This window comes from Lactococcus sp. DD01 (genome assembly GCF_001578715.1).
GTDB classification, from domain to species: Bacteria; Bacillota; Bacilli; order Lactobacillales; family Streptococcaceae; genus Lactococcus; species Lactococcus petauri.
In genome coordinates this window covers 200643-203340 of the sequence record NZ_KQ968940.1, presented here as the reverse complement: position 1 = coordinate 203340, position 2698 = coordinate 200643, and the positions used below count along the sequence as shown (strand labels likewise).

General features: G+C 38.0%; 3 protein-coding genes. 2 read left to right on the top strand and 1 reads right to left on the bottom strand.

What is annotated here, in order from left to right; genetic code table 11:
* On the bottom strand, positions 1-1285 hold a 1285-nt coding region (gene glmU, locus LACDD01_RS08810), incomplete at its 3' end, for a bifunctional UDP-N-acetylglucosamine diphosphorylase/glucosamine-1-phosphate N-acetyltransferase GlmU (RefSeq protein ID WP_061414497.1).
* A 157-nt stretch (positions 1286-1442) separates the two neighbouring features.
* On the opposite strand from glmU, the gene proC reads away from it, so the two are divergent.
* Positions 1443-2234, top strand: a complete 792-nt coding sequence (gene proC, locus LACDD01_RS08805; protein WP_061414494.1) for a pyrroline-5-carboxylate reductase — start codon at positions 1443-1445, stop codon at positions 2232-2234.
* A 143-nt stretch (positions 2235-2377) separates the two neighbouring features.
* Positions 2378-2647: a 30S ribosomal protein S15 gene (gene rpsO, locus LACDD01_RS08800; protein WP_017369110.1), complete on the top strand. Its 270-nt coding sequence runs from the start codon at positions 2378-2380 to the stop codon at positions 2645-2647.
* Positions 2648-2698: the final 51 nt, after the last annotated feature.

Sequence of the window (2698 nt, the reverse complement as noted above, 5' to 3'; positions counted from 1 at the left end):
CCTTAGTAATGGTTGAGCCGGCAGCAGTCAAGGCGTTTTTACCCACACGAAGTGGTGCTACTAATGTTGAGTTAGAACCAATAAAGGCAAAATCATCAATTTCCGTATTGTATTTATTTTGACCATCATAATTTACAGTGATTGTTCCAGCACCGAAGTTTACTTTTTCACCAACTGTTGCATTACCAATGTAAGTAAGGTGACCGGCTTTTGTTCCTTTACCGAGTGTTGAGCCCTTGATTTCAACAAAGTTACCCACATGAACTTTTTCGCTGAGAACCGTTCCTGGGCGTAAGTGAGCATATGGTCCAACATTACTCATAATGTTCATTTTACTGCTTTCAATCCATGACGAACGGATTTCACAATGAGAATGAATTTCTGAATTCTCAATGCGGCTTCCACTTGTAATCAAGGTTTTCTTACCAATAACGGTATTACCCATAATTTGTACATTTGGTTCAATGACCGTTTCTTCACCGATTTCGATATCTGCATCAATATAAGTTGTTTCTGGATCAATAAGTGTCACACCATTGACCATATGTTGATGGTTGATGCGATGACGCATAATTTTTTCTGCTTGTGCTAAAGCAACACGATCGTTTACACCAAGACTTTCATCAAAGTCTTCTAAAATATGGGCCGTAACAGTTTTTCCTTGCTTTTTGAAAATTTCGATAACATCTGTCAAGTAGTATTCCCCTTGTGCGTTATCCGTTGTAAGATTTTCAAGCGCTGAGAACAAAGCCTTGTTATCAAAGATATAAGTACCTGTATTGATTTCTTGGATAGCTTGTTCTTCTGCAGAAGCATCTTTTTGCTCCACAATTTTTTCCACACAATCCTCAGCATCGCGGATGATACGTCCATAGCCTGTAGGATTTGGTGCAATAGCTGTTAAAATAGTTGCGGTAGCTTTTTGCGCCACATGATACTCAAATAATTGTTCTAAAGTTTCGCCTGTAATTAAAGGTGTATCTCCCGCAATAACCAAAGTTGCACCTTCTTCATTTTCAAGTAAATCTGAGGCAATACGAACCGCATGGCCAGTTCCTAATTGCTCATCTTGTTTCACAAAGTTTGTTCCTTTAGGAAGAGTTTCAATAACTTTATCTGCTTCATGCCCAACAATCACGATACGTTTTTCCATATCCACTTGATTCACACTTTGTAAAACGTGACCTAGCATTGTTTTTCCTGCCACATTGTGAAGAACTTTTGGTAAAGACGATTTCATGCGCGTGCCTTTTCCAGCCGCGAGTATAATTGCATATTTTTCCATTTTATATGGCCTCCAAAACTTGTTAAATTTCTAATAGAATATACATCGATTATATCATATTCTAAGAGTATTTCTAATTATTGTCTTTGTTTCTATAAATATGCTAAAATATATGCTAAAATGAAGGAAGTTCTACTATAAAGAAAATGGAGATAAAATGAAAACAATTGGTTTTATAGGTGTCGGTAAGATGGCATCTGCTATCATTACTGGACTTGATAAGTCAAATGTCCGCGTGCTTATTTCGGGACGTGATTTGAGAAAGACACAGGAGCAAGCTGATAAATTGGGTGTGTTTGCTAGTCACTCACATGGTGAGCTCGTTGAACAATCTGATCTTATCGTTATGGCTGTCAAACCTCAAATTTTGCCTGACATCATGGAAGAGATTTCCCCTCTGTTTACGAAAGATAAAACCCTTATTTCTATCGCAGCCGGTTTCGATTTGGAAGCCTTATCAAACATGTCTAAAACATATGACTTTCCCATCATTCGCGTAATGCCAAACATTAACGCACAAATTCAGAAATCGACTTCTGCGATTGTACGTAATGAGTATGTAAGTTCTGATATCTATCAATTGACTCAAGAAATCTTCTCTTCCATCGGTACTGTTCATGAAGTTGCTGAAAAAGATTTTTCTACTTTCACAGCGATTGCTGGTTCTAGTCCTGCATATATCTATATGTTTGTTGATGCTTTGAGCCGAGCTGGTGTTCTTCATGGTATTCCTAAAGATCAAGCTACCAAAATCGTTGCAGAAACCGTTGCAGCTTCTGCTCAAATGATTTTGGAATCAGGTGAAGGTCCTTGGACTTTGGTCGATAAAGTTTCAAGTCCTGGCGGGACCACTGTTGCCGGTGTTGTTTCTTTAGAACAAAATCATTTTGTAGCCACAGTAATTGATGCAATCACTGCAACGATTGAAAAAGAAAATACCTTAAACTAAAACAGCTTTTGTTACCTAATAAGCTTGTAAAAAGTCTAAAAATAGTGTAAGATAAGTAGGTAGTTTTTTACAACTCATTCTTGGTTTTGCGCTTTGCCTGCGCTCTACTCGGTATGAGCACTAAATAAAAAGGAGAAAAACTCATGGCAATCTCAAAAGAAAAAAAACAAGAAATCATCAAGCAATATGCGCGCACTGAAGGCGATACTGGTTCACCTGAAGTTCAAATCGCTGTTTTGACTTGGGAAATCAACCACCTTAACGACCACATCAAATCACACAAAAAAGACCACGCAACTTACCGTGGATTGATGAAAAAAATCGGTCACCGTCGTAACCTTCTTGCTTACCTTCGTGAAAAAGATGTTCAACGTTACCGCGAACTTATCGCTTCACTCGGTCTTCGTCGTTAAGACTCAGAAAAAACTGCCTTTGGGCAGTTTTTTTCTTTTACTATATAAAAA

What these genes read in the sequence shown, in the direction of transcription:
- proC (WP_061414494.1), top strand. Translation starts at nt 1,443, where the DNA reads ATGAAAACAATTGGTTTTATAGGTGTCGGTAAGATGGCATCTGCTATC.
- rpsO (WP_017369110.1), top strand. Translation starts at nt 2,378, where the DNA reads ATGGCAATCTCAAAAGAAAAAAAACAAGAAATCATCAAGCAATATGCG.